Genomic DNA, 26,782 nt, shown 5'->3' with positions numbered 1-26,782 from the left:
CTTAGCCTCTGGGCTCAATGCTTGCCGCGAGGATCGCCAGCACCAACTGCTGAAAATCCAGACCGGCTGCGCGAGCGGCCATGGGTACCAGGCTGTGATCGGTCATGCCCGGAGCGGTATTGACTTCAAGGAACCAGAAATTCCCTTGGTCATCCTGCATCACGTCTGCCCGCGCCCAACCGGCGATACCCAGCGCCTCACAGGCTTTCGCCGTGAGGTCCATCAATTCCTGTTCTTTGGTTGCATCAAGGCCGCACGGGATCCGGTACTGGGTATCGGAAGCCACGTACTTGGCGTCGTAGTCGTAAAAGGTGTGGGGCGTGCCCAATGCGATGGGCGGCAATACCTGGCCACGCAGGGTGGCGATGGTGTACTCGGGACCCTGGATCCACTGTTCAACCAATACTTGCGAATCGTAGGTGCTTGCCGCTTTCCATGCGTCGATCAATTCGGCGGCCGAGTTCACTTTGGCCATGCCGATACTGGAGCCTTCATGGGCTGGTTTGACGATCAAAGGCAGGCCCAGTTCCTTGGCTGCAGAAATACAATCGTCTTCGCTGCACAGCACGCTGTGACGCGGGGTCGGAATGCCCAGGCTGTGCCACACCTGCTTGGTGCGCAGCTTGTCCATGGCCAATGCCGACGCGAGGATGCCGCTGCCGGTATAAGGAATGCCAGCGCACTCCAGCAGGCCTTGCATACTGCCGTCTTCACCGCCACGGCCGTGCAGGATGATGAAGGCGCGGTCGATTTTCTCGGCCTGCAGGCGGGCGAGGAAGTCGTCGCCTACGTCGATACCAAACGCGTTCACACCAGCGCCTTGCAAGGCTTCAAGCACGGCGTTGCCGGACTTGAGCGACACTTCGCGTTCAGCGCTTTTGCCGCCGAACAACACCGCTACGCGACCGAAGTCGGCAGGCGTGATAGTGGAGAACAGGGAGCCGTAGCCAGTGGTCATTTCGACTTCCCCTTAGCGGCCGCAAACAGCGGGCTCGCGAGCAATTTAGGGGCGAGCCCGCCAATGTCACCGGCACCCTGGCACAGCAGAATGTCGCCAGCACGCAGCAGCGGCTTGACGATTGGCGCCAGGTCCACACCGCGCTCAATGTAGATCGGGTCCAACTGGCCACGCTGACGGATGCTGTTACACAGCTTGCGGCTGTCGGCGCCCGGGATCGGTTCTTCACCGGCCGGGTAGACTTCCATCAACAACAGCACGTTGGCGTCGGCCAGTACATTGACGAAATCGTCGTACAAATCCCGGGTACGGCTGTAGCGGTGCGGCTGGTAGACCATCACCAGGCGACGCTCCGGCCAGCCACCACGCACGGCCTTGATCACGGCGGCCACTTCGGTCGGGTGGTGACCATAGTCGTCCACCAGCATCACGTCGCCGCCTTCTACTGGCAGTTGGCCGTAGACCTGGAAGCGACGCCCCACGCCGGCAAAGCGCGACAGACCTTCGACGATGGCTTCATCGCTGACGCCCTCGTCGCTTGCAATGCAGATAGTCGCCAGGGAGTTCAAGACGTTGTGGTTGCCCGGCATGTTCACCGAGACATCCAGCGGCTCACGATCCGGGCGCAGCACGGTGAAGTAGGTTTGCATGCCTTCCTGGCGCACATTGATCGCGCGCACGTCGGCGTCTTCGCTGAAACCGTAGGTCACGGTTGGGCGTTTCACCGATGGAAGGATTTCGCGCACTACCGGGTCGTCCAGGCACACCACGGCCAGACCGTAGAACGGCAGGTTGTGCAGGAACTCGACGAAGGTTTTCTTCAACTTGTTGAAGTCACCGTCGTACGTCGCCATGTGGTCTTCGTCAATGTTGGTGACGACGGCGACCAGCGGCTGCAGGTGCAGGAAGCTCGCATCACTTTCATCGGCTTCGGCGATCAGGTAACGGCTGGTGCCGAGCTGGGCATTGGTGCCGGCTGCATTCAGCCGGCCGCCGATCACGAACGTCGGGTCCAGGCCACCGGCAGCGAACACCGAGGCGATCAGGCTGGTGGTGGTGGTTTTGCCATGAGTACCGGCAACGGCGATGCCGTGGCGATAGCGCATCAGCTCGGCGAGCATCTCGGCGCGTGGCACCACCGGAATACGGCGCTCAAGGGCCGTGGCCACTTCCGGGTTGGAGGTGTTCACGGCGCTGGACACTACCAATACGTCAGCTTCGGCGGCGTTCTCGGAACGGTGGCCGATGAAGATCTGCGCGCCAAACGTCTTAAGGCGATCGGTGACCGGCGACTCTTTCAAGTCAGAGCCGGACACCTGGTAGCCCAGGTTCAGCAATACTTCGGCAATGCCGCACATGCCCACACCGCCGATACCGACGAAGTGGATGCGACGGATGCGGCGCATTTCCGGCTGGGGCATGGCTTTCTGATTCTCAACCATGGGCCACCTCCAGGCAGATATCGACCACGGTGCGGGTTGCGTCAGGTTTGGCCAGGCGGCTTGCGGTGCTCGCCATGCTATTGAGTCGTTCCGGTTGCATCAAAACCTCGGTCAGGCGTGCGGCCAAATCGGCGGCGCCAGTCGTTCTTTGCGGCAGCAGGAAGGCAGCGCCCTCCCCGGCCAAATATTCGGCGTTGCGGGTCTGGTGATCGTCAATCGCGTGGGGCAGAGGCACCAGCAAGGACGGCAGACCGGCGGCGGCCAGTTCACTGACGGTCAGCGCACCAGCGCGACAAACCACCAGGTCGGCCCAGCCATAGGCTTGGGCCATGTCTTTGATGAAGGGCTGTACGTTCGCCTCTACACCGGCTTCGCGGTAGCGCGTCGCGGTGACTTCATCGTGATGCTTGCCGGCCTGATGGAAGATCTCCGGGCGCACGTCCACAGGGAGTTGCGCCACGGCTTCCGGCAGCAATTTGTTCAGCGGCTCGGCGCCCAGGCTGCCGCCCAGGATCAGTAGATGCGCCTTGCGCCCGGCCAATGCTTCGCGGGCGATGTCCATAAACAGTTCGGTGCGCACCGGGTTACCGGTAGTGCGGCGCTTGTCCGACGCTGCAAACGTATTCGGGAACGCTTCACACACCCGTGCAGCCAAGGGCACCAGCAGCCGGTTGGCAGTACCGGCGACGGCGTTCTGTTCGTGCACGATCACCGGCACGCCGGCAAGCTTGGCCGCGACGCCACCTGGGCCGGTCACGTAACCGCCAAAGCCGAGCACGCACACCGGTTTCAATTCGCGAATGACCTTGCGCGCTTGCCATACCGCCTTGAGCAACACGAACGGCGCCTTGAGCAAGGACAATTTGCCCTTGCCACGCAGGCCGGTGACGTTGATCAGGTGCAGCGGCAAGCCGGCATTCGGCACCAATTCGTTTTCGATGCCACGCGGTGTTCCCAACCAGTGCACGGTATAGCCACGGTTCTGGAATTCGCGCGCGCAGGCCAGGGCCGGGAACACATGGCCCCCGGTGCCGCCCGCCATGATCAGCACGTTAGCGCCCATGGGTCGGCTCCTCAGCGAAGTCGCTTTCGCTGAACTCCATCTCTTCGCTGCCCAAGTGGGTTCGACTCTCCCACTCGATACGCAACAACAAGCCCAGGCAGATGCAGCAAATCACCAATGAGCTGCCGCCGTAGCTGAGGAACGGCAGGGTCAGGCCCTTGGTCGGCAGCCGTCCGATATTCACCCCGACGTTAATCAGGAATTGGCCGATCCATAGGAATGCCAACCCATAGGCAACGTAGGCGGCAAAGTACTGCTTGGCTTTCTCGGCCCACAGGCCTATGTACATGGCGCGCACACAGACAAATACAAACAGCGCAACAGTGCACAGCGAACCCACTACACCCAGCTCTTCCGCCAGTACCGAGAACACGAAGTCGGTGTGGGCTTCCGGCAGGTAAAACTGTTTCTGCACGCTGTTCCCCAACCCCACGCCAAACCACCCGCCTCGGCCAAAGGCGATCAGCGCCTGGGTCAACTGGTAACCCGCGCCAAACTGATCGGACCATGGGTCGGTAAAGGTAATCAGGCGGGCCATCCGATAGGGTTGCGCCAGGACCAGAAGGTAGACCGCAACCACCGCCAGCACGACCATCAAGGCGAAACGTACGAGCCCAACGCCACCGAGGAATAGCATCGCCGCCGCCGCGCCCATCATGACGACGGTGGCACCGAAGTCGGGCTCCATCAGCAACAGGCCGGCCATGGGCAGCAGCACGATGAATGGCTTGAAGAAGCCCATCCAGCTTTCGCGCACTTCTTTCTGGCGACGTACCAGGTAGCCGGCGAGGTAGATCACCACGAATACCTTGGCGATTTCCGACGGCTGCACGTTGAACGCACCGAAGCCGATCCAGCGCATCGAACCGTTCACCTCGCGGCCGATGCCGGGCAGGATCACCATGATCAGCAAGCCAAACGCACCGATCAGCATCAGCCAACCCAGGCGTTGCCAGGTTGCGATCGGGATCATCATGGTCACAACGCAGGCACCGAGGCCGATCACCAGGTACACCAAGTGACGGATCATCATGTACAGGGTGTTGCCAGACTGCACGGCGGCCACTTCGGAGGACGCCGACGTGATCATCACCAGGCCCAGGCCCAGCAGCGCCAGGCAACCGGCGAGCATTGGGAAATCCAGGTCGATACCGCGCCCGGTAATAATCGGCGACGGGTACGGCTTGATGATGTTTCTGAAGTCGATACTCATGCCAAGGCCTCCACGGCGCGGGCGAACAGCTGGCCGCGCTCTTCGTAGTTCTTGAACATGTCGAAACTGGCGCATGCCGGCGACAGCAGCACCGCATCGCCCGGCTGGGCCAGGGCTTTGCAGTGGGCGATGGCGTCGTCCAGCGACGTGGCGCGTACTTGCGGCACGGCATCGCTCAGGGCGGCGGCGATCAAGTCAGAATCGCGCCCGATCAGCACCACGGCACGGCAATGCGCGGCCACTGGGCCTTTAAGGTCCTTGAAGTCGGCGCCCTTGCCGTCGCCACCGGCGATCAGCACCAGCTTGCCTTCGATATCGGCGCCAAGGCCCTCGATGGCAGCCAGCGCCGCACCGACGTTGGTGGCCTTGGAATCGTTGTAATAGCTGACGCCATCCAGGTCGCGGACCCACTGGCAGCGATGCTCAAGACCGCCGAAGGTGCGCAGGGCCGACAACATAGCGTCGAACGGCAGGCCCACGGCATGGCCGAGCGCCAAGGCCGCCAGGGCGTTGGACTGGTTATGTGCGCCACGGATTTTCAGCTCACGCACCGGCATCAGGTTCTGGAATTCGAAGGCCAGGTACTTCTCGCCGTGCTCTTCGCGGATGCCGAAGGCTTTGAAATCGGGTTTGCTCAGGCCGAAGGTCCAGCACGGCAGGCCCTCGCCCATCAGCGGACGGCTCAGCGCATCCTGGCGGTTGACCACCACTTGCTTGGCGCCGCGGAAGATTCGGTGCTTGGCCAGGTGATAGGCCGGCAGGCCGCTGTAGCGGTCCATGTGATCTTCGCTGACGTTCAAGACGGTGGCGACTTCGGCGCCAAGGTCGTGAGTCGTTTCCAGCTGGAAGCTCGACAGCTCCATCACGTACAACTCGATGTCGTCGCTGAGCAGGTCCAGCGCCGGCGTACCGAGGTTGCCGCCCACGGCCAAGCGCTTGCCGGCCGCAGCCGCCATCTCGCCAACCAGAGTGGTCACGGTGCTTTTCGCGTTCGAGCCGCTGATGGCGATGATCGGTGCCTTCGCGTTGCGTGCAAACAGGTCAATGTCGCCGGACAGCTTCACGCCACGCGCCGCTGCCGCTTGCAGGGCCGGTGTCGCCAACGCCAGGCCGGGGCTCACGTAGAGCTCATCGGCGCGGCACAGAAACTCGACATCCAGCTCGCCACAACGCACTTCCACGTGCGGGTAGTCACGGCGCAGCGTGACCAGCTCCGGTGGATTTTCCCGCGTGTCGGCCACGGCAAACGACGTGCCCCGGTTCGCCAGGAAGCGAACCAGGGACATGCCGCTCTTGCCGAGGCCGACAACGATGCGGAAGTGGTCTGAAGCGATCAGGGACACTCGTTTCTACCTCAGTTTCAGGGTGGCAAGGCCGACCAGGACCAGAATCACGGTGATGATCCAGAAACGGACAATCACACGCGGCTCGGGCCAGCCCTTGAGTTCAAAGTGGTGATGAATCGGCGCCATGCGGAACACACGACGCCCGGTCAATTTGAAGGAGGCCACCTGGATGACCACCGACAGGGTTTCCATCACGAACACACCGCCCATGATGAACAGCACGATTTCCTGGCGAACGATCACCGCGATGGTGCCCAGGGCCGCGCCCAGCGCCAGTGCGCCGACGTCGCCCATGAAGACTTGCGCCGGGTAGGTGTTGAACCACAGGAACCCCAGGCCGGCGCCGATCAGCGCGCCGCAGAACACGATCAACTCACCCGCGCCCGGTACGTAAGGAATCAGCAGGTATTCAGCGAATTTCACGTTACCCGACAGGTAGCAGAAGATGCCGAGCGCACCGCCGACCATCACTGTCGGCATGATCGCCAGGCCGTCGAGGCCGTCAGTCAAGTTCACCGCGTTGCTCGAGCCAACGATCACGAAATAGGTCAGCACCACAAAGCCGATGCCCAGTGGAATGCTGGCGTCCTTGAGCATTGGGATGATCAAGGTGGTCTCGACGGCGCTCGGCGCCGTCATGAACAGGAAAATTGCCGCGCCCAGGCCGAACACCGATTGCCAGAAATACTTCCAGCGGCTTGGCAGCCCCTTGGAGTTCTTCTCGATCACTTTGCGATAGTCATCCACCCAGCCGATGGCGCCGAACAACAGGGTCACCAACAGCACCGTCCAGACATAACGGTTGTGCAGGTCAGCCCACAGCAAGGTGCTGATACCGATAGACGACAGGATCAGCGCGCCGCCCATGGTCGGAGTGCCGGATTTGGACAGGTGCGACTGCGGGCCGTCATTGCGAACCGATTGACCAATTTGCAGGTTCTGCAGGGTGCGGATCATCCACGGCCCCAAAAACAGCGACAGAGACAGCGCGGTCAGCACACCCAGGATCCCGCGCAGGGTCAGGTACTGAAAGACCGCGAAGCCTTTGTGGAACTGTTGCAGATACTCAGCCAGCAGCAGCAGCATTAATGTTTCTCCGTACTTGAGCCACACAAGGCCGCGACGACGTTTTCCATCAGCGCGCTGCGCGATCCCTTGATCAAAATGGTTGTGTGTTTGTCTTGTTCAGCCGCCGTCAGCGCCTGGATCAGCTCGGCCTGGGTCGCGAAATGCCGCGCGCCGGAACCAAAGCTGTTTACCGCGTGAGCCATGTTCGGGCCGACGGCGTAGAGCGCGTCAACCTTGCCTGCGGCATACGCACCGACTTCACGGTGCGACTGTTCGGCCCACTCGCCCAGTTCGGCGATATCACCCAGCACCAGTACCTTGCGGCCATCAAAGCCTTTGAGCAGGTCAATGGCGGCGCAGACCGAGGACTGATTGGCGTTGTACGTGTCATCAATCACGCGCATGCCGTTGGTGGCCAACTGCGCCACAGTGCGGCCCTTGACCGGCTGCACCGCGCCCAAACCGGTGGCGATACCGAACAACGACACGCCCAGGGCGTAAGCAGCAGCGGCGGCGGCCAAGGCATTGGCGACGTTGTGGTTGCCCAGCAGGTTCAACTGCACGTGCTCACTGCCTTGCGGAGTGTGCAAGGTAAAGGACGGGCATCCACGCGCATCGACCGTGATGTTGGAGGCATGGAAATCGGCCGCTGCATTCAGCACGGCAAACGTCAGGACCTTGCGCCCGGCAGCGCGTACGCGCCAGGTTTCGAAAGCCTTGTCGTCAAGATTCAGAACAGCAGTGCCCGACGCATCCAGGCCTTCAAGGATTTCACCTTTGGCTTGGACGATTTTTTCCGGGCCACCGAACTCGCCGACGTGGGCGGTACCGGCGTTGTTGATGATGGCCACGTGGGGCTTGGTCAAGGCCACGGTGTAGGCAATTTCACCGACGCGCGAAGCGCCCAGTTCGATCACGGCCGCGGTGTGTTCCGGGGCCAGTTCGAGCAGGGTCAGCGGAGCGCCGAAATCATTGTTCAGGTTGCCACGTGTGGCAAGGACCGGCCCGCGCGTGCGCAGCACACCGGCAAGCAGTTCCTTGACCGTGGTCTTACCGCTGGAGCCGGTGATGGCGGCAACCGGCTTATCAAAGGCGGCGCGGTTCAACGCGCCCAACTGGCCCAGGGCCAGACGGGTATCAGCGACCAGCAATTGCGGCAAAGTGGAATCCGCGACTTCGTGCTGAACCAACGCGCCGACTGCGCCTTTGGCGGCGACGTCATTCAGGTAGTCATGACCGTCGAAACGCGGCCCCGTCAGCGCAACAAACAGTTGCCCCGGCTTGATGGCGCGACTGTCGATACTGACGCCGTCGAAACTGCAATCGCTCGACAACACGCGGGCCGACAGCGCCTGGGCGAGTTCGCTGAACTTCATCGCTTTAAGCATGAGCAACCTCCCAGGCCGTCAAGGCATCGTCAGCCTCGACCAGATCGGAGAAGGCATGCCGCTCGCCGTTGATTTCCTGATAGTCCTCGTGACCTTTACCGGCCAGCACGACCACGTCGTCAGCACTGGCGCTGGCGATCAGTTGGGCGATAGCCGCGCCGCGACCGGCGACGAAAGTGACCTTGGACGCCTCTTTGAAGCCAACACGGATGTCGTCAAAAATCTGGCTCGGGTCTTCGCTGCGTGGGTTGTCGTCGGTGACGAGCACGCCATCAGCCAGGCGTTCGACAATGTCGGCCATCAGCGGGCGTTTGCCGCGATCGCGATCGCCGCCGCAACCAAACAGGCACAGCAATTTGCCCTTGGCGTGTGGACGCAGGGCCATCAGTACTTTTTCCAAAGCGTCTGGCGTGTGGGCGTAATCGACCACCACCAACGGCTGTGTGCCGCCACCCAGGCGCTGCATGCGACCGGCTGGGCCTTCCAGCTTGGGCAGTACGCGCAGGATTTCGTCCAGGGCGTAATCCAGGCCGAGCAACGCGCCGATAGCGGCGAGTACGTTGCTCAGGTTGAAACGACCGAGCAAGGTGCTTCGCAAATGGTGTTCGCCTTGCGGCGTAACCAAGGTGGCGCGCACGCCTTCGTCATTGAATTGGGCTTCGCGGCAATACAGGTAAGCGCTGGAGTCTTCCAGGCTGTAGCTGATCAGGCGCGATTCACGGTCTTCGGCTGCCAGTTGGCGACCGAACGCGTCGTCCAGGTTCACAACCCGGCACTTGAGGTCATTCCAGGCAAACAGCTTGGCCTTGGCCGCCGCGTAGGCTTCCATGGTGCCGTGGTAGTCCAGGTGATCACGGGACAGGTTGGTCATCACCGCCACGTCGAACGCCAGCGCGGTGACGCGTCCCTGGTCCAGGCCATGGGACGACACTTCCATGGCAACCGCTTTGGCACCGGCCTTTTTCAGGTCGGCCAGGGTCGCTTGCACGGCGATCGGGTTTGGCGTGGTGTGCAGGCCGCTGTGCAGCGCGCCGTAGAAACCGGTGCCCAAGGTGCCAACAATGCCGCAGTGCTGGCCAAGCAGGTCAAGGGCCTGGGCGACCAATTGGGTCACGCTGGTCTTGCCGTTGGTACCGGTGACGCCGACCAGATTGAGCTGGCGGCTCGGGTCGCCATAGAAGCGCCCGGCAATGTCAGACAGTTGTGCGGCCAGGCCCTTGACCGGAATCAATGGCACGTCGGTGATCGGCAGCACGGTAGCGCCTTCCACTTCGTAAGCCACGGCGGCAGCACCACGCTGCAACGCGTCTGCGATATGCGCGCGGCCATCGAATTTACCGCCAGGCACGGCCAGGAACAGGTCACCGGCACGCACATTACGGCTGTCCAGGCTCAACTCGCGAATCAACAGGTCGCGACCAGCGTGGGCAAAAATCTTGTTCAGGCTAAGAGACATCAGCCGCGCCCTCCATTGGCTTTTACAGCAGCGGCCGGTGGTCCGGCGTTCGCTTGTTGAGTCGGCGGCAGGTTGTCCGGTGTGATGTTCATCAGGCGCAGGGTGCCGGACATCACTTTGCTGAACACCGGCGCCGATACCAGGCCACCGAAGTAGCCCGCTTTACTCGGTTCATCGATCACGACGACGATGGCGTAGCGTGGGTCGCTCATCGGACCGAAGCCGGCGAACAACGAACGGTAGGAGTTTTCGGCGTAGCCCTTGGTGCCAACCGATGTCTTACGCGCGGTACCCGACTTGCCAGCCACGTGATACGCCGGCACCTGGGCACGGAATACGCCGCGCGGTGCTTCGATCACTTGTTGCAGCATGCCCTGCATGGTCTTGGCGACGTTTTCCGGGATAACCTGGGTGGCTTTCGGCGCTTCGTCGATGTGGATCAGGCTCAGTGGAACCATCCGGCCATTATTTGCCAATACAGAGAAAGCATGGGCCAGTTGGATCGCCGTCACCGACAGGCCATACCCGTAGGAAAGCGTGGCGGTCTCGGCCTTTTTCCAGTCGCGGTAGTTCGGCAGGTTGCCCACACGCTCGCCAGGGAAATCCAGGCCGGTGGGTTGGCCCAAACCGATCTTCTGCGCCAGGTGGTAAATGGTTTCGCCGCCGATATCGAAGGCGACCTTACTCATGCCCACGTTACTGGAGTTGATCAGGATACCTGTCAAATCCAGCACCGGACCTTCGGTGCGAGACACGTCACGAATGGTGTATTTGCCCAGCTGCAAGGTGCCTGGGTACACCTCGACCTTGTCGCTGGGTTTCCAGCGTCCGGTTTCCAGGGCGGCACTCATCGAGATGGCTTTCATGGTCGAACCCGGTTCGAACACGTCGATCATCGCGCGGTTGCGCATCATCGCCGGCTGCAGGTTGCGACGGTTGTTGGGGTTGTAGGTCGGCTGGTTGACCATGGCGAGGATCTCGCCGGTCTTCACGTCCATGATCACCAGGCTGCCGGCCTTGGCGCCGTTCTCGATGATCGCGTTACGCAGCTCACGGTTGGCCAGGTATTGCAGGCGCAAGTCAATCGACAACGCCAAGGGCTTACCGGCCTTGGCGTTTTTAGTGACTTGAACATCCTTGATCAACCTGCCGCGCCGATCCTTGATGACTTGTCGTTTGCCGGGAACTCCGGCGAGCCATTCATCGTAGGCGAGCTCCACACCTTCGCGGCCGTGGTCATCGATGTCGGTAAAACCCACCATGTGCGCGGTGGTTTCACCCGCCGGGTAGAAACGACGGAATTCCTCGATGCCGTAGACACCGGGGACTTTAAGATCGAGCACTTGCTGGCCCTGTTCGGGGGTGAGGCCGCGAACCAGGTAGATGAATTCTTTGTTGGCTTGCGCTTCCAGACGCTCGGCCAAGGCTTTCGGGTCTTGGCCGAGGGCAGCGGCAAGCGCTGGCCAACGGTCCTTGGCCACCTGCAGTTCCTTGGCGTTGGCCCACAGGGTCGTCACCGGAGTACTGACGGCCAAAGGCTCGCCGTTACGATCTGTGATCAGGCCGCGGTGCGCAGGAATCGGAATATGCCGCAGGCTACGTGCATCGCCCTGGCCGATCAGGAACTCACGGTCGACCACTTGCAGATCAATGATCCGCCAGGCGATCGCACCCACCATCAACGCCAGCAGCCCCACCATCAGGCGGAAGCGCCATGGGTAGAGTGCGCCTTCGAGCTTCATCATGGCGCCACCATGCGGACTTCGGCCGCGCCGGGGATGTGCATTTTCAGCTGTTCGGTGGCCAGCACTTCGATACGGCTATGGGCGGTCCAGGTGCTTTGCTCCAGGATCAGCCGCCCCCACTCCGCTTGCGCCTTGTCGCGCACACTCAACTCCCCGTACAGGGTGTTGAGCAGTTGACGGTTGTAGTGGGCGCTGTAGGACACCGCAATCGCGGAAATCAGCACGCCGACAAACAGCAGCAACATAAAGAAGCTGCCGCCCGGGAGGGGCTTGGCGAAAAGCTTGCTCACCGCAACTTCTCCGCAACGCGCATGACGGCGCTACGGGAACGTGGGTTGGCCTTGAGTTCAGCTTCGGAAGCGAACTGCGCTTTGCCATGGACTTTGATTTTCGGCACAAAGGCTTCGAAACGTACCGGCAGGTTGCGCGGCAGGTTGTCGGACTCACCCTTGACCAGGCGACGCATGAACAGTTTGACGATACGGTCTTCCAGGGAGTGGAAGCTGATCACAACAAGCCGACCGCCCACTTCCAGCGCCTCGAGGGCAGCTTCGAGGCCGGCCTCCAGGTCGCCCAATTCGTTATTGACGTGAATACGCAGGCCCTGGAACGCACGGGTCGCCGGGTTCTTGCCTTTTTCCCACGCGGGGTTGGCGACTTTCAGCACTTCGGCGAGATCAGCAGTGCGCTCGAATGGCTGGATTTCGCGGCGCTCGACCACGGCACGCGCCATGCGACCGGCGAAGCGTTCTTCACCGTATTCCTTGAACACACGGGCGATTTCTTCCACGGGTGCGGTGGCGATGAACTGTGCAGCACTGACGCCACGCGTCGGGTCCATGCGCATGTCGAGCGGGCCGTCATTCATGAAACTGAAGCCGCGCTCCGGGTCGTCGAGCTGTGGCGAAGACACGCCGAGGTCGAGCAAAACCCCGGCCACCTTGCCCGCCATGCCGCGCTCGGCGACTTCAGCGCCCAGCTCGGCAAAGCTCCGCTGCACAACGACAAAGCGGCCGTCTTCGGCCGCTAGCGCTTGCCCGGTGGCAATCGCTTGGGGGTCTTTGTCAAACCCGAGGAGTTTACCGTCCGACCCAAGCTGGCTGAGGATCAACCGGCTGTGCCCGCCCCTGCCGAAAGTGCCATCCAAATAGCAGCCATCCGCGCGTACGGCGAGAGCCTCAACGGCTTCGTCAAGCAGTACGGTGATGTGGTTAAAGCCGCTATCAATAGTCACAGGATCAAATCACGCAGTTCATCAGGCATGGCGCCCGGTTGTTGAATAGCAGCCAGGTCTGCTGCAGAAACAGCATCCCAGGCATCTTCGTCCCACAATTGGAACTTGTTCAGTTGGCCGACCAGCATTGCGCGCTTATCCAGCTTGGCGTACTCGCGCAAACGCGGAGGCACCAGGAAGCGACCGCTGCCATCGAGCTCGAGGTCGACGGCATTACCAATCAGCAAACGCTGCAGGCGGCGGTTTTCTTCACGCAATGAAGGCAGGGCGCGCAATTTGGTTTCAATCAACTCCCACTCATCGAGCGGGTAAACACATAAACAAGGGTCAACGGCATCGATGGTGATGATCAACTGCCCGGAACTTCGCGAAATCAGCTCGTCACGATACCGGCTCGGCATAGCGAGACGGCCTTTTGCATCGAGACTGATTGCATTAGCTCCGCGAAACACAGATGCGTTTCTCCAAATTTTAGCGTTTTACGTTCAAAAAACCCACTTTGTGCCACTTTCCGCCACTTGCGCACACTATAGGAATGCGCCCACCACACCGTCAAGGCGCGGATTCAAGGAAAAGCCTTACAGAACGGAGATTTAGGAGCGTAAACGGAGGAGAAACCAGAGTTCGTCGGTATTTTTGGCTCAACAAGCGCAGATAGCTCAAAGAGCTATGGCTTAAAGTTAAAGTGATTTATTAAGAGTAAGATTTTTTTGGTATTACGAAGATGCATCTGCCAATGATTTGGCAGGGAGGGATTCTTGCGTTACTACCGGTTTTCTGCCCGAGATTCAGACAGAAGGAAAAAGGTGGAGAGTCGATCTGTAAGCCGGGTTCTGTCTTGAACAGTCATTCGTCTACGATGGCCATCACTGGACACCTTTAGCAACCTACCCGGTCCCAGCGCGGGCCACGCCTTGGGACCCTATTTGGTCTTGCTCCAAGTGGGGTTTACCTAGCCACGAACTGTTGCCAGTCGTGCGGTGCGCTCTTACCGCACCTTTTCACCCTTACCGGCACCGAAGCGCTTAGGCGGTTATTTTCTGTGGCACTTTCCGTAGGCTCACGCCTCCCAGGCATTACCTGGCACTTCGCCCTATGGAGCCCGGACTTTCCTCCCCCTCCTAATTTTCATAGAAGGCAGCGACTGTCCAATCGACTCTCCGCCGCGCAGGTTAACGGCACGGCGGACTTAGGACAAGTAATAAAAGTTCAGAATTACCATCACGCTCAGACGGAATACAGGTTTATCCCGGAACTATTCGGCTTTCTGTTTATCCAGCGCAGCCTGGTACAAGAGGTTCTTGCGAACGCCGGTAATTTCCGCCGCCAGGGCCGCAGCACGCTTGAGGGGCATTTCCTTGAGCAGCAGGTCGAGTATGCGCATCGCCTCGCTGCCCAAGGCGTCTTCATCCTCCGGCGCCGTCCAGCCCGCCACCAGCACCACGCACTCGCCGCGCTGTTGATTGCTGTCGCCTTCGACAAACCCGCGCAACTCTTCCAAAGGCAGGCCCTTGAGTGTTTCAAAGGTCTTGGTCAGCTCACGGGCCAGCAGTGCCAGGCGTTCGCCGCCAAACACCAGCTCCATGTCTTGCAGGCATTCAAGGATGCGATGCGGGGCCTCGTAAAAGATCAGGGTGCGCGGTTCTTCCTTCAACGCCTGAAGACGCGCGCGACGACCCACGGCCTTGGCCGGCAGAAAACCTTCGAAGATAAAACGGTCGGAGGGCAAGCCTGCCGCCGACAATGCGGCGATCAGTGCGCACGCCCCCGGAACAGGCACTACATTGATACCAGCAGCCCGTGCCTGGCGCACCAGATGGTAGCCTGGGTCGGAAATCAGCGGGGTGCCCGCGTCGGAGATCAGCGCCACATCGTCGCCGGCCAGCAGACGCACGATAAAACGACTGCCCTCTTCGCGTTCGTTATGTTCGTGGCAGGCCGCCAGTGGGGTGCTGATACCAAAATGCTGCATTAATCGCTGGGAGTGCCGCGTGTCTTCAGCCGCAACCAATTTGACGTCGCGCAACACCTTAAGCGCCCGAGCGCTGATGTCGTCCAGGTTGCCAATGGGCGTCGCCACGACAAAAAGCGAGCCTGCAGTGGAATTCAAAGGACCTGGAGCAGTCAAAACGCACACCTCGATGGTTGGCAAAAGCGACATTGTAACGCGTAGGCGCCTTGAAAATATGCCATCACGGTAGATGCCGTTTCAGCCGTTAGTAGCTAATAGCAACATTTGCACGATCTAAATCGACAGTTTCACGCCACTGACATCGCGCCTGAGCCAGTGCTTGGGTACAATTCCACGCTAATTTGATCGGTATCAGGAACACTTACATGATCGCTTGCCTGCGGCTGCTCTCCGCCCTCTGCCTCGCTGCCTTGTTGGCCGCTTGCGCCAGCTCGCCCTCGTCCAGCCTTGGCGACCTTCCACGGACTCCGGACGCCAGTATCGAGCAACTGCTCGAACAGGCCACGACCGCCAACACGCCAGAAAAGGCCGCCATGCTGCGCCTGAGTGCGGCAGACATGGCCTACAAACAGAACAACCCAGGCCGCTCAGCGCAGATTCTTGCGCAGGTGCCCCTGGATGTCCTCAAGCCAGCCCCGCAGGTTTTTGCGAGCACCCTGGCCGCCGAATTGGCCATGGCACGCAACCAGCCCAAGGCCGCGCTGACCGCCCTGAACCACCCGAGCCTGCAAAGCCTGAAGGACCTGCCGCCTGAACAGCAGATCCGCACCGGCAGCGTGCACGCCCGTGCTTATGAAGCCGACGGCCAGACCCTGGCTGCTGCGCGTGAGCGTGTTGCCATGGCCCCGCTGCTCACTGGCGATGCCGCTAACAGCAACCACGAAGCTATCTGGGCACTGATTGCCGCCCTGCCGGCCGAACAGCTGCAAGCCAGCGGCAACCCAGTGCTGGACGGCTGGATCACCCTCGCACAGTCGGTCAAGGGCGCCGGGACGCTGGAGCAACAACAAGCCGCGATCGACACTTGGCGTGCACAGAACCCGGGCCACCCAGCCGCCGTGCAACTGCCGTCGCCGCTGACCAAACTCAAGGAGCTGGCCAGCCAGCCCCTGACCAAGATTGCCCTGCTGCTGCCACAAGACGGCCCGCTGGCCGCCGTCGGCAAAGCACTGCGCGAGGGCTTCATGGCTGCGCACTACCAGGCTGAACAAGCCGGGCAGAAGCCGCCGGTCATCGAGTTCTATGACAGCTCGCGCCTGACGTCCATTGATGAGTTCTACGCCAAGGCCCAGGCCGCCGGCGTACAACTGGTGGTCGGCCCGCTGGAAAAACCACTGGTCAAACAACTCAGCGCACGTGCGCAGTTACCGATTACCACCCTGGCGCTGAACTACAGCGAGACTGACCAAGGCCCGCCGCAGCTGTTCCAGTTTGGCCTGGCTGCTGAAGACGAAGCCCGCGAAGTGTCGCGCCGCGCACGGGCCGACGGCCTGCATCGCGCTGCGGCGATGGTGCCGCGTGGTGAGTGGGGCGAACGTGTCTACAAGGCCTTCCGCCAGGATTGGGAAGCCAATGGCGGCACGGTGATGGGTGTCGAGTATGTCGACCAGCCAGTCGCCCTCGCCCAGCAAATTGCCGACCTGTTCCAACTGCGTAAAAGCGAAGGCCGCGCCAAGAGCCTGCAAAGCACCGTCGGCACCGACGTCGCCGCGCAACCCTCGCGTCGCCAGGACATCGAGTTCATCTTCCTGGCCGTGCCCCCCCAGTTGGCCCAGCAGATCAAGCCGACCCTGAACTTCCAATACGCCGGTGATGTGCCGGTGTACGCCACGTCCCATGTGTTCAGTGCCAGCGGCGACAAGAACCAGTACCTGGACATGACTAACGTGATGTTCTGCGAAACCCCTTGGCTGCTTAACACCACCGATCCGCTGCGCAACCAGGTTGCTGCCCAATGGCCGCAAGCCAATGGCAGCCTGGGTCGCCTGTACGCGATGGGCGTCGATGCCTACCGCCTGGCGCCGCGCCTGGGCCAGCTCAAGGCACTGCCGGATACCCGTATTGACGGCCTTTCGGGCAACCTGGGCATCAGCACCAACCAGCGCGTTGATCGTCAGATGCCATGGGCCAAGTTCGTCGGTGGCGAGATCCAGCGCCTGCCGGACACCCCGCGCTGATGCCCGAGCGGTCCAGCGCACAAAGCGGCAAGGACGCCGAACTTCAAGCACTGAAACACTTGCAACAGCAGGGTCTGCGCCTCCTGGCGCAGAACTGGTTGTGCAAACGCGGCGAGCTTGATCTGGTCATGCTTGACGGCGATACAGTAGTATTCGTCGAAGTCCGCTACAGAAAACACGCACAATGGGGTGGCGCACTCGCCAGTATCGACGGGCGCAAGCGTCAGAAACTGATACTCGCAGCGCAGTTTTTCCTGCAAAAAGAGCATCGCTGGGCCGACGCCCCCTGCCGTTTCGATGTGGTTGCCATAGAAAGCACGCCGTCTGGTCAGGCTGATCTGAACTGGCTTAAAAATGCCTTCGACAGTTGATTCGCCGGACATCTTCACCACACACTTTTGCTCTTTGCTTTGCGGGCTACACATTCCTGTGCCAAACAGCCGCGCTACTTAAGGTCACACAGATGGACATGCAATCCCGAATTCGCCAGCTTTTCCAGGCCAGCATCGACACCAAGCAACAGGCGATGGACGTACTTGCACCGCACATCGAGCAAGCCAGTCAGGTCATGGTCAATGCCCTGCTCAACGAGGGCAAAATGCTTTCGTGCGGCAACGGCGGTTCGGCCGGCGATGCCCAGCATTTTTCGTCCGAGCTGCTCAACCGTTTCGAACGTGAGCGCCCGAGCCTGCCGGCCATTGCCTTGACCACCGACTCGTCGACGATCACCTCGATCGCCAACGATTACAGCTACAACGAAATTTTCTCCAAGCAGATCCGCGCCCTGGGCCAACCCGGTGACGTGCTGCTGGCGATTTCCACCAGCGGCAACTCGGCGAATATTATTCAAGCGATCCAGGCCGCACATGATCGCGAAATGATTGTCGTAGCATTGACCGGACGCGATGGTGGCGGCATGGCCTCGCTGCTGCTGCCGGAAGACGTGGAGATTCGCGTCCCGGCCAATGTCACTGCACGTATCCAGGAAGTCCACCTGCTGGCGATCCACTGCCTGTGCGATCTGATCGACAGCCAACTGTTTGGGAGTGAAGAATGACCGTTAACCGCCTCAGCCTTTTGGCCATTACCCTGTGCCTCGCTATCAGCGGCTGCAGCACGGCCATCACCGCAACACGCGACACCCCTATTCAGGACGACAAGGGCACCCGTACCTTCGGCAGCAAGATCGATGACTCGCTGATCGAAACCAAGGTCGAAGTCAACGTCGCCAAGGCCGCGACCGATCTGGGCAACGGCGCATCGCGCATTGTTGTGACCAGCTTCAACGGCGTCGTGCTGCTAGCAGGCCAGACGCCACGCGCCGACCTCAAGGCCCAGGCCGAACAAGCTGCTGCCGCTGTGCAGCGCGTGAAGAAGGTGCACAACGAGTTGCAGGTGATGGAACCGATCACTCTGCTCGCCATCAGCAATGACGCCCTGCTGACCACCAAAATCAAGGCGCAGATGCTCACTGATAACGCGATCCCTGGTTCGCGCATCAAGGTCGTCACCGACAACGGCATCGTTTACCTGATGGGCCTGCTGACCCAGGCTGAAGCAACCCGTGCATCCAATCTGGTGCAGGGTGTGTCCGGCGTGCAGAAAATCGTCAAGGTCTTCGAGTACATCGATTGATGTAATCACGCAGCCACAAAAAAGGGCGCCGCATGGCGCCCTTTTTTGTTGACGATTGTTTATTGGTATTGAGAGTACGGATTGCCCTGGAACTGGTTGTTCTGCTGTGGCGCCTGTTGCTGGGCACCTGGTTGGCCATACTGCTGGCCTGGGATTGGACCGAGGTTCACTTCCACGCGACGGTTCTGGGCGCGGCCGTTGACGTCGGCGTTGCTGGCAATCGGGTTATCCGGGCCGGCACCGCGTGCAGTCAGGTTGGCACCATTGACACCCTGGGACGTCAGGTAGTTGGCCACGCTCTGCGCCCGACGCTGGGACAGGTCCATGTTCAACTGGCGGCTGCCGGTGCTGTCGGTGTAACCAACGATCTGAATGGTATTCTGGTTGAACTGCTTGAGCGAGTTGGCCAGGTTGTTCAGCGGCTGATAGAAGCTGCTGGAGATCGCATCCGAGTTGGTCGCGAAGGTGATGTTGCCCGGCATGATCAGCTTGATCTGGTCGCCCTGGCGCTGAACTTCAACACCGGTGTTGGCCATGCTTTCACGCAGTTTCTTTTCCTGTTGGTCGGCGTAGTAGCCGTAGCCCGCAGCACCGGCACCCGCAACCACGGCACCGATCAGTGCGCCCTTGCCACGGTTGTTATGGTCGATGGCCGCACCCGCCAATGCGCCCGCCAGGGCACCCAGGCCACCGTACTTGGCGGTCTTGCTCATACCGCCGGATTCGTTACTCGCCTGTCCCTGGCTGCTGCCGTCATAAGGGTTAGGGGATGCGCAGCCGGACAACAAGGCTACGGCGGTAGCAACAACAAGCAGACGACGCGAAGTGAACATGAAGGGAGCTCCTACTTTTGCATTCTGAGGTGCAAAGGACATTGGCAATGGACCTGTGCCGAGTTTGGAACGCGACAAACGGTAAAAATTCCGTGGCTACAAAAACCGTAGCAGACGCACGCTGAACACGACCTGAGTTTTTGCTACAAGGCGTGCCCGCTATAGAACAGCACCTGCGTGGCAACTATTCCGTTACGCCCGCACAAAAGGGTTCTCGCGCATTTCATCCCCCAACCGGGTATCGGGGCCGTGACCGGTTACCACCGTTGCGCCCTCATCCAAGGTATACAAGCGCTGCTTGATCGAACGCACAATGGTCGCCTGGTCCCCGCCCCACAAATCTGTACGCCCGATACCGCGACGAAATAGCGTGTCACCCGCAATCAGCAGCTTGGCATCGGCAAACCAGAAGCTCATCGACCCCGGCGTATGCCCCGGTGTGTGCAACGCCACACCGCAGCCGCAGGCCAATTCCTCATCATCTTCCAGCCAGCGATCAGGCGAAGGCACCGGGGTGTAGGGAACGCGAAACATCTGGCATTGCATTTCCAGATTGTCCCAGAGGAATTGATCCTCCTTGTGCAAGTGCAGTGTGGCGCCGGTCTTCTCTTTCAACTGCCCGGACGCCAGGAAGTGATCGAGATGGGCATGGGTGTGGATAATGCTCACGACCTTGAGGCCCAATGCATCAAGGCGCGCCAGGATCAGCTCATGGTTGCCACCCGGGTCGACCACGATGGCTTTTTTGCTGATCGGGTCGCCGATGATGGTGCAGTTGCACTGCAGCGGGCCGACGGGAAAGGTCTCGCGGATGAGTGCGGCGTGTTCAATATTCATCGGTGCTCCAGCAGGCTCTATGGCATATTCGGCACAGAGTATGGTTGACGATACCCCTGACCCGAAAGGGAGCATTGCGTCCCGAGTACCAACGGCTAAGCTTTCCAAGCGCCATTGAAGAACAATCCAAGACCGCAACCGCGCCGCGCTGGAGCGAGCCCCATGGCGAATCAGCTGATCATCTGCGAGCACTGCGACTGTGTGTACGAAAAAGTCACGCTCGCCAAACATCAAAAAGCCCATTGCGTGCGCTGCGCGGGCGTACTCCAGCGTTACAACGGCCTGTCAGTCCAACAGCGTCTTGCCCTGACGCTGACCGCCGCCGTGTTATGGACTTTCGCCAATTTCTATCCGGTGATGAGCATCAGCCTGCAAGGACTGAAAAACAGCGCCACCCTGTGGGATTCAGTGGTTGCGCTGAGTCTGGGGCCGATTACCTTTATCGCCTTGGTGGCCGCTATTTCCATCATCATCGCACCGGTGTTTCAGCTATTGCTGCTGACCTGGGTGCTGAGTTTTGCCCTCTCGGGCAGACGTTCGCCCGCCTTCAAGCTATGCATGCGCTGGCTGGAAGCGCTCAGACCTTGGAGCATGCTGGAAGTGTGCCTGCTTGGTGCGATGGTGGCCGTGTTCAAGCTGGCCGGTATGCTGGATGTGATCCCCGGCACCGGGCTTTTTGCCCTGGCGGCGCTCAGCCTGTTGCTGATCCGCATTGCCGGTCGTGACGTGCGCGACCTGTGGGACGCCGTATGAACCCGCCACCGACTGCCAGCGAGCTTAACCTGTGCCTGTGCCACAGTTGCGGCCTGTCTGCCGACATCAGCACCGGCGCGCCGGAATGCCAGCGCTGTGACGCCCCCCTGCACCGGCGCAAAGTCAACTCGCTGACCCGTACCTGGGCCTGTATGCTGACGGCGCTGGCGTTTTATGTGCCGGCCAACCTGCTGCCGGTGATGAACACCACCATGCTCGGTTCAGGCGCAGACAGCACCATCATGAGCGGCGTGCTGGAGTTCTGGCAGCATGGCGCGTGGGACATTGCGCTGATTATTTTCATCGCCAGCATCGCGGTGCCGGGCATCAAGTTTGTGTCGTTGACGCTGCTGCTGGTCACCGTGCAGCGCAACAGCCGCTGGGCGCGCAAGGAGCGCTCGAAGCTGTTTCGGTTTGTCGAACTGATCGGCTACTGGTCCATGCTCGACGTGATCGTGGTTGCGCTGGTGGCCGCGTTGGTCAAGTTCCAGGCCCTGGGCACTATCGAGCCACGCCTGGGCATTCTGTTTTTCGGCCTGGTGGTGGTGTTTACCATGCTGGCCGCCATGAGCTTCGACCCGAGGCTGATCTGGGAACCCCCACACACCAAGGATACCTCGGATGACGTCACCCACCCCTGACACCCCGCAATCCCCAGGCTCGCCGGCCGTCAAGACTCGGCGTTTCAGCGTTTCGCTGGTTTGGATCGTACCGATCGTTGCGGTGTTGGTGGGGATTTCGCTGGTGGTTCACAGCGTGCTTCAGCAAGGCCCGACCATCATCCTTAACTTCAAGACCGGCAGTGGCCTGACCGCGAATAAAACCGAGGTCAAATACCGCAACGTGGTGATCGGCCAAGTGACCGAAGTGGCCTTGAGTGACGACCAGAAAAGCGTCAACGCCACCGTGAAGCTGGCCAAGCAGGCCGACAGCTTTACCCGCGCCGACTCGCAGTTCTGGGTGGTACGCCCGCGCATCGGCGCCGGCGGCGTCTCCGGCATCGACACCCTGCTCTCTGGCGACTACATCGGCGCCGACATTGGTCAGTCTGAGACCCGCGCCAAACAGTTCACCGGCCTGGAAAACCCGCCGCCCATCACTTACGGCGAACCGGGCAAGCGCTTCACCCTGCACACGCAGAACCTGGGTTCGCTGGATATCGGCTCGCCGGTGTATTACCGCAAAATCGAGGTCGGCCAGGTCGTGGCGTACAAGCTGGATGCCGAAGGCAAGGGCGTCGATATCGAGGTGTTCGTGCACGCGCCCAACGATGTCTACGTCACCGAAAACACGCGGTTCTGGAACGCCAGCGGCATCGACCTGAGTGTGGGCGCCAATGGCTTCGCGCTGAAAACCGAATCGCTGTCGTCCATGCTGGTCGGCGGTATCGCTTTCCTCGCACCGCCTTACAGCCCCAACGACAAGCCGGCCGGTGAAGAACGCACGTTTGAACTGTTCGACGATCAGCTCGCCGCCCTCGCCCCGCCCAACGGCCAGGGGCAATACATGAGCCTGCGCTTCGACCAGGCTCTGCGCGGGCTCAAGGTCGGCGCACCGGTGGAATTCCTCGGCGTCGAGTTTGGCAAGGTGGTGTCGATCAACCTGGATTTCGACGCGAAGAAGCGCAGCTTTCCGCTCAACGTCGGCATCGTGATCTACCCGCAATTGCTCGGTCAGGCCCATACCAAGTTGCTCAAGACGATGAACCATGACCCCAATGATGAAGCCGCCGGTGTGCGCCTGATCGGCTCGTTTATCGAAAACGGCCTGAGGGCCCAGGCGCGCAGCGGCAATTTGCTGACCGGCCAGTTATACATCGCCCTGGACTTCTACCCGAAAGCCGAGAAGGTGGCGTTTGATCCCAAGGCGCGTCCGGTCAGCATTCCCACGATTCCTGGCAACCTGGAACAGTTGCAGGAAAAACTCGAAAACATCGTCAACAAGATCAACCAGCTACCGATCGAACGTATCGCCGGCAACCTCGACAGCAACCTCGTGGAACTGCGCAAAGGACTGACCCAGTTCAACGCCAAGACCTTGCCCAGCGTCCAGAACACCCTGGCTGACGTGAGCAAGACGTTGCAATCGGCCAGCTCGACCCTGGCCGAAGACTCACCGCAACGCGAGCAACTGACCCAGACCCTGGATGAGCTAGGTCGCATGTCGCGTTCCTTGCGCGAGCTGTCGGACTACCTGGGCCGACACCCGGAATCACTGATTCGCGGCCGCCCAGACAACGCCGCCCCATTGGACCTGCAAGGACCGCCGCGCAAATGAACCGTGGAGCAAGCGCCATGACGTTACCGTTGAAAATCACCCTGCTCAGCGCATTGCTCGCGCTGGGGGCATGCAGCAGTACACCGATTACTTTTCATACCCTGACCCCGGCGCAGTGGAGCAACACCACCGGGGCCGACGCGGGTGGGATAAAAATCGAAAGTATCAGTGTGCCACCACAAGTCGACCGCCCGCAGATTGTGGTTCGCCAAGGCAACAGCGGCGTCGCGATCCTGGACACCCAGTGGTGGGCTGCCAGCCTGGTGGATGAGTTGAGGAGCGCGCTGGTGGACCAATTGGCTAACAGCAACCCTCGACAACCCATGCTGTTGCGCCTTGAGGTGCAGCGCTTTGACTCCGTGCCCGGCCAGTACGCACTGCTCGACGTCAAATGGCGTCTGCGGCCGGCCAGCGGCAGTGATCGCGTGCCGCTGACCTGCCGCACCACCTTGCAGTCGCCGGCCGGCGCGAGCATTGACGACTTGGTGCTCGCCCACCAGAACAATCTCAAACGCTTCGCGGCGCAGATTCGCCAGGCAGTCGACAGGCCGTCCAACCAGTGCCCAAGCGCGCCATAGACTTCGGAGGGTCTACGCCAGCAGTCCCATTGCCTTGGCACGGGCCACCGCCTGGGTCCGCCGCTCCACCCCTAACTTGCTGTTGATGTGGCTGGCGTGGGTCTTCACGGTGTGCAGTGAGATGAACAGCTGGTTACTGATTTCCTGGTTCGAGCAGCCTTGGGCAATCAGTTTCAGCACTGCCAACTCACGCGCGCTCAAGGTTTCGTGAGCCGGCGCTACCTCGGGTGTCACCACCGTCGGCAGAAGCACCAGCAAACTCTGGTTCAGCAGGCCATGCGCATCCTTGCCCAATTGCTCGCGCATCCAGCCAGGGTGCCCTTCCAACAAGCGCTGGAAAGGTTGCAGCGCGCCCCCGGCGCCGGCCTCAAGGGCCTGGACCAGAACCGCGCGCGCCTTGGCTTCCTGGCCACTTTCCAAGAGCAACTGGGCCTGCTGCGTCAGCGCCATCAGGGCAATCATCTGGCGGCCGCTGTTGTGCGCCTGCTGCGCCAACGCTTCAAGCCGTTGCAATGCGGCAACAGGTTGATGGCGAGTGGCATCCAGCGCCGCTTGTTGAAGCTCGATATGTTGTGGCAGGTGCGGGTGAAATTCCGGCGCGGCGGCGGCCTGCTCACCGTTGTAGGTCTGCCCCAGGCGGGTCAGCCAGGCGTCGGCCAGATCTGTACGGCCCTGGGCCAGCCACAGTTCGCATTTGATCAGGGTGATCATTGCCAGGTAGTAGATCGGCGGCACGTCCCAGATATGCATCAGGCGCTCGGCCTCGGCGAGTTCAGCAAAGGCTTTGCCGAAGTCACCACGGCGGCCTTCGAAATTGGCGATCACGCAATGCCCGATCAACACACTGATGTCGCGGCAGGCACGGGCTTCGACGAGCCCGGCGCGTAAGCGGGCGAGTCCGGCTTCGGGTTGTAGCCGCACCAGCAGCAAAAAACCTTCGTAGAGTGACAACCGCGCGCGCACCGCGTACAACCGCTGCGGCGCTAAGCCCTGCAGGCGTTGCAGGCCCTGATGCACTTCATCCAGGGAACGCAGGATTTCACCGCGGGCCTGCAACACACGCGCACGGTCGTAATGGGCCAGGGCCTCGAACAATGGGTTGCCGACGCGCTGCGCCAACTCCAGGGATTCGCGATTCAAGCCACGCGCACGCCACAGGTCGGCATCGACAATGGCCAGGTTGGAAAGGGTCGACAGGCACATCAACCGCTGGCCGTAACGCCGTTGCGGCAGGCTTTCCAGCGCCTCGCTGCAATAGCGCTGGGTCAGCTCGCGATCGCCCCGGCCCCGGGCGATGATCCCGCTCAGCGCCAGCCACTGTGCCAGCATCGATTTTTGCGCCGTGGCCGACGGTGCTGGCAGGAAGCGGCTGAGGTAGCTGGATAATTCTTCCGCCGCATCCAACTGGCAGGCCAGGCCCAAGGCCCAGCTGTAGAGAACAATCAGGCGCGGCGTACTGATCAGCAAGCTGTCGGGCAAGTCCATTTTCCAACGCAGCAGCATGCCCACGTTCTGCTCGGCCAGCAGTTGCTCCTCGGACAGGTTCTGAACCAGGTTGGCGGCGACATCCAGATGGCCGGCGCGCAACGCTTGCTCCACGGCCTCATCGATCAAGCCCTGGGCATTGAACCAGCGGCACGCGCGCAGGTACAGGCTGGCCGGCGGCAGCACATTGCTGCTGGCGCGGCGGGTGCGCAGCAGGTCTGAAAACAAATGGTGATAACGGTACCAGTGGCCCTGCTCGTCCAGAGGCACCAGGAACACTTGGTGGGCTTGCAGGTAACGCAGGATTTCAGCGCTGTCATGGGCTTCGCGCACCGCGTCGCAGAGTTCGCTGCAAAACCGATCCTGAGGGGCTGTGTCGTACAAAAACGCCTGCACTTCGGCGGGCAGGCAGTCGATCACCTCTTCAAGCAAATAATCGCCGATCAGCCCTTCGCCGCCGTGCAAGCTCTGCGGCAATGCCCCGTCGTTGCCGGCCTCGGAGGCGGCGAGCAACCAGAAACGCAGCCCGGCAACCCAGCCTTCGCTGCGGCGGATCAGGTTGTCGAGGGCTTCGCCGCGCAAGGAACTGCTGTGGCGATCCAGCACCGCCAGGGATTCGCTGTGCGTCAGGCGCAAATCCTGTTCGTGCAACTCCAGCAGGTGGCGCGATAAACGCAGCCGCGCCAGATGCCAGTCCGGGCGCTGACGGCTGGTGACCAGCACCACCAGGCCATCGGGCAAATGGTTGAGGAAAAACTGCAGGCACCGGTCGAGCACCGGCCCCTGGGCCAGATGGTAGTCATCCAATACCAATAACAACGGCGCGCGCGGGGACAGGTGCACGGTCAGCTCATCGAGCAGTCCGTCCAGCCATTCTTCAAAGGCAAAGGGTTGGTGACGCTGGCGCATTTTCAGCAGGCCCAGGGATTGGGCGCCGAGTTGCGGGAAAAATTGCTGTAAACCGTCGAGCAGGCGCTCAAGGAAACGGCCGGGGTCGTTATCCCGTGGGCTCAGGCCCAGCCACAGGCTTTGCCAATGGGCCGGCAGGCTCTGGCAGAACTCCACCGCCAACGAACTCTTGCCGAACCCTGCCGGTGCACTGACCAGCAGCAGCCGCCCTTGCAGGCCAGCACTCAGGCGTTCGCACAGGCGCGGACGCAGCACGTAGCCGTCAGGCAGCGGTGGCCTGTAGAAGCGACCTTCCAGGGTGGGAATTACCGCACTGGCAGGCCCTTGGATTCGGGACAAATCAGTCATCGCCGGGCTCTTGTAGAAGGCTGTTGTCGGCATTGCAGATGTCCGCAGACTAGCGGTAAAAGCAG

The 26,782-nt window shown here is 61.0% G+C and carries 24 protein-coding genes and 1 other RNA gene; 8 read left to right on the top strand and 17 right to left on the bottom strand.

Features of this window, described 5'->3' with window-relative positions; genetic code table 11:
* Window position 1: 1 nt before the first annotated feature.
* The 14 genes from JBO08_RS01375 to rsmI form a co-directional block, all read right to left on the bottom strand.
* Window positions 2–958 (bottom strand): D-alanine--D-alanine ligase, encoded by a 957-nt coding sequence (locus JBO08_RS01375; RefSeq protein ID WP_065875047.1) that lies wholly within the window; start codon window positions 956–958, stop codon window positions 2–4.
* Window positions 955–2,400 (bottom strand): UDP-N-acetylmuramate--L-alanine ligase, encoded by a 1,446-nt coding sequence (gene murC / locus JBO08_RS01370; RefSeq protein WP_065875048.1) that lies wholly within the window; start codon window positions 2,398–2,400, stop codon window positions 955–957. The genes JBO08_RS01375 and murC overlap by 4 nt, the downstream gene beginning before the upstream one ends.
* Window positions 2,393–3,463, bottom strand: coding sequence for an undecaprenyldiphospho-muramoylpentapeptide beta-N-acetylglucosaminyltransferase (gene murG, locus JBO08_RS01365; RefSeq protein WP_065875049.1), 1,071 nt, complete (start codon window positions 3,461–3,463; stop codon window positions 2,393–2,395). Before murG ends, murC begins: the two co-directional genes overlap by 8 nt.
* A complete protein-coding gene (ftsW, locus tag JBO08_RS01360; protein WP_065875050.1) occupies window positions 3,453–4,676 on the bottom strand; it encodes a putative lipid II flippase FtsW in 1,224 nt (407 codons plus the stop codon). Before ftsW ends, murG begins: the two co-directional genes overlap by 11 nt.
* On the bottom strand, window positions 4,673–6,019 hold the full coding sequence (gene murD / locus JBO08_RS01355) for a UDP-N-acetylmuramoyl-L-alanine--D-glutamate ligase (RefSeq protein ID WP_220074586.1): 1,347 nt from the start codon (window positions 6,017–6,019) through the stop codon (window positions 4,673–4,675). Before murD ends, ftsW begins: the two co-directional genes overlap by 4 nt.
* Before the next feature lie 6 nt (window positions 6,020–6,025).
* Window positions 6,026–7,108: a phospho-N-acetylmuramoyl-pentapeptide-transferase gene (gene mraY / locus JBO08_RS01350; RefSeq protein WP_065875052.1), complete on the bottom strand. Its 1,083-nt coding sequence runs from the start codon at window positions 7,106–7,108 to the stop codon at window positions 6,026–6,028.
* Entirely contained in the window at window positions 7,108–8,478 is a 1,371-nt protein-coding gene (gene murF / locus JBO08_RS01345; RefSeq protein WP_220074587.1) for a UDP-N-acetylmuramoyl-tripeptide--D-alanyl-D-alanine ligase, read from the bottom strand. The genes mraY and murF overlap by 1 nt, the downstream gene beginning before the upstream one ends.
* Window positions 8,471–9,934 (bottom strand): UDP-N-acetylmuramoyl-L-alanyl-D-glutamate--2,6-diaminopimelate ligase, encoded by a 1,464-nt coding sequence (locus JBO08_RS01340; protein WP_220074588.1) that lies wholly within the window; start codon window positions 9,932–9,934, stop codon window positions 8,471–8,473. The genes murF and JBO08_RS01340 overlap by 8 nt, the downstream gene beginning before the upstream one ends.
* Window positions 9,934–11,676, bottom strand: a complete 1,743-nt coding sequence (locus JBO08_RS01335; protein WP_167345855.1) for a penicillin-binding protein 2 — start codon at window positions 11,674–11,676, stop codon at window positions 9,934–9,936. Before JBO08_RS01335 ends, JBO08_RS01340 begins: the two co-directional genes overlap by 1 nt.
* On the bottom strand, window positions 11,676–11,969 hold the full coding sequence (gene ftsL, locus JBO08_RS01330; protein ID WP_010213047.1) for a cell division protein FtsL: 294 nt from the start codon (window positions 11,967–11,969) through the stop codon (window positions 11,676–11,678). The genes JBO08_RS01335 and ftsL overlap by 1 nt, the downstream gene beginning before the upstream one ends.
* Window positions 11,966–12,913, bottom strand: a complete 948-nt coding sequence (rsmH, locus tag JBO08_RS01325; RefSeq protein ID WP_065875055.1) for a 16S rRNA (cytosine(1402)-N(4))-methyltransferase RsmH — start codon at window positions 12,911–12,913, stop codon at window positions 11,966–11,968. The genes ftsL and rsmH overlap by 4 nt, the downstream gene beginning before the upstream one ends.
* Window positions 12,910–13,365: a division/cell wall cluster transcriptional repressor MraZ gene (gene mraZ / locus JBO08_RS01320; RefSeq protein ID WP_003171868.1), complete on the bottom strand. Its 456-nt coding sequence runs from the start codon at window positions 13,363–13,365 to the stop codon at window positions 12,910–12,912. Before mraZ ends, rsmH begins: the two co-directional genes overlap by 4 nt.
* A 354-nt stretch (window positions 13,366–13,719) precedes the next feature.
* Window positions 13,720–14,073, bottom strand: an RNA gene (rnpB, locus tag JBO08_RS01315) — RNase P RNA component class A.
* A 95-nt stretch (window positions 14,074–14,168) separates the two neighbouring features.
* Window positions 14,169–15,074, bottom strand: a complete 906-nt coding sequence (rsmI, locus tag JBO08_RS01310; RefSeq protein WP_220074589.1) for a 16S rRNA (cytidine(1402)-2'-O)-methyltransferase — start codon at window positions 15,072–15,074, stop codon at window positions 14,169–14,171.
* Between the two features lie 176 nt (window positions 15,075–15,250).
* On the opposite strand from rsmI, the gene JBO08_RS01305 reads away from it, so the two are divergent.
* The 4 genes from JBO08_RS01305 to JBO08_RS01290 all read left to right on the top strand — a co-directional run bounded on the left by JBO08_RS01305 (window position 15,251) and on the right by JBO08_RS01290 (window position 18,697).
* Window positions 15,251–17,062 carry a penicillin-binding protein activator gene (locus JBO08_RS01305; protein ID WP_065910586.1) on the top strand — a complete coding sequence of 604 codons (1,812 nt, stop codon included), beginning with the start codon at window positions 15,251–15,253 and terminating at the stop codon, window positions 17,060–17,062.
* Window positions 17,062–17,433, top strand: a complete 372-nt coding sequence (locus tag JBO08_RS01300; protein ID WP_061435353.1) for a YraN family protein — start codon at window positions 17,062–17,064, stop codon at window positions 17,431–17,433. The genes JBO08_RS01305 and JBO08_RS01300 overlap by 1 nt, the downstream gene beginning before the upstream one ends.
* Before the next feature lie 92 nt (window positions 17,434–17,525).
* Window positions 17,526–18,119, top strand: a complete 594-nt coding sequence (locus tag JBO08_RS01295; RefSeq protein ID WP_007904374.1) for a phosphoheptose isomerase — start codon at window positions 17,526–17,528, stop codon at window positions 18,117–18,119.
* The gene (locus tag JBO08_RS01290) at window positions 18,116–18,697 is read left to right on the top strand and encodes a BON domain-containing protein (protein ID WP_065875057.1); all 582 of its coding nucleotides are present in this window, start codon (window positions 18,116–18,118) and stop codon (window positions 18,695–18,697) included. Before JBO08_RS01295 ends, JBO08_RS01290 begins: the two co-directional genes overlap by 4 nt.
* Before the next feature lie 59 nt (window positions 18,698–18,756).
* Here the strand turns inward: JBO08_RS01290 and JBO08_RS01285 are convergent, their stop codons facing one another.
* Window positions 18,757–19,530, bottom strand: a complete 774-nt coding sequence (locus tag JBO08_RS01285) for an OmpA family protein (RefSeq protein WP_065875058.1) — start codon at window positions 19,528–19,530, stop codon at window positions 18,757–18,759.
* Between the two features lie 192 nt (window positions 19,531–19,722).
* Window positions 19,723–20,367 (bottom strand): MBL fold metallo-hydrolase, encoded by a 645-nt coding sequence (locus JBO08_RS01280; RefSeq protein ID WP_012722282.1) that lies wholly within the window; start codon window positions 20,365–20,367, stop codon window positions 19,723–19,725.
* A 162-nt stretch (window positions 20,368–20,529) separates the two neighbouring features.
* On the opposite strand from JBO08_RS01280, the gene JBO08_RS01275 reads away from it, so the two are divergent.
* The 4 genes from JBO08_RS01275 to JBO08_RS01260 are packed head-to-tail and all read left to right on the top strand — an operon-like array spanning window position 20,530 to window position 23,975.
* Window positions 20,530–21,120 (top strand): paraquat-inducible protein A, encoded by a 591-nt coding sequence (locus tag JBO08_RS01275; protein ID WP_012722281.1) that lies wholly within the window; start codon window positions 20,530–20,532, stop codon window positions 21,118–21,120.
* Window positions 21,117–21,761, top strand: coding sequence for a paraquat-inducible protein A (locus JBO08_RS01270; protein WP_220074590.1), 645 nt, complete (start codon window positions 21,117–21,119; stop codon window positions 21,759–21,761). The genes JBO08_RS01275 and JBO08_RS01270 overlap by 4 nt, the downstream gene beginning before the upstream one ends.
* Window positions 21,742–23,397, top strand: coding sequence for an intermembrane transport protein PqiB (locus JBO08_RS01265; protein ID WP_065875060.1), 1,656 nt, complete (start codon window positions 21,742–21,744; stop codon window positions 23,395–23,397). Before JBO08_RS01270 ends, JBO08_RS01265 begins: the two co-directional genes overlap by 20 nt.
* A 17-nt stretch (window positions 23,398–23,414) precedes the next feature.
* A complete protein-coding gene (locus JBO08_RS01260; RefSeq protein WP_065875061.1) occupies window positions 23,415–23,975 on the top strand; it encodes a membrane integrity-associated transporter subunit PqiC in 561 nt (186 codons plus the stop codon).
* A gap of 12 nt (window positions 23,976–23,987) precedes the next feature.
* On the opposite strand, the gene JBO08_RS01255 is transcribed toward JBO08_RS01260, so the two are convergent.
* The gene (locus JBO08_RS01255) at window positions 23,988–26,717 is read right to left on the bottom strand and encodes a LuxR C-terminal-related transcriptional regulator (protein ID WP_065910590.1); all 2,730 of its coding nucleotides are present in this window, start codon (window positions 26,715–26,717) and stop codon (window positions 23,988–23,990) included.
* Between the last annotated feature and the right edge of the window lie 65 nt (window positions 26,718–26,782).

Origin of the sequence: Pseudomonas sp. LAP_36 (assembly GCF_019456785.1) — a bacterium.
GTDB classification, from domain to species: domain Bacteria; phylum Pseudomonadota; class Gammaproteobacteria; order Pseudomonadales; family Pseudomonadaceae; genus Aquipseudomonas; species Aquipseudomonas tritici.
Note: the sequence above shows the minus strand (reverse complement) of the source record. Positions and strands in the feature narration are given on the sequence as shown.